1 protein-coding gene is annotated in these 231 nt (G+C 63.6%); it reads left to right on the top strand.

Features of this window, described 5'->3' with window-relative positions; translation table 11 throughout:
• On the top strand, positions 1–231 hold a 231-nt coding region (locus QP119_RS11745), incomplete at both ends, for a 4-alpha-glucanotransferase (RefSeq protein ID WP_284776355.1).

Here is a 231-nt window from a genome sequence, read left to right as displayed (position 1 = left end):
ACATGCTGCGCACAATCCTTCGCCACGCAGGTGGCATTCGTGTTGACCACGTGCTGGGTATGTTCCGCCTCTGGGTCATGCCGCGCATGGAGTCCCCCGTCAATGGCACCTACCTGTACTTCGACCACGAGGCCATGGTCGGCATTCTCGCACTTGAGGCCGAGCTCGCTGGGGCCGTCGTCGTGGGCGAAGACCTGGGCACCTTCGAGCCGTGGGTGCAGGACTACCTGG

Origin of the sequence: Corynebacterium frankenforstense (genome assembly GCF_030211955.1) — a bacterium.
Classification (GTDB): domain Bacteria; phylum Actinomycetota; class Actinomycetes; order Mycobacteriales; family Mycobacteriaceae; genus Corynebacterium; species Corynebacterium frankenforstense_A.
The sequence above is the reverse complement of the archived record's forward strand: the minus strand, read 5'-3'. Positions and strand labels throughout refer to the sequence as shown.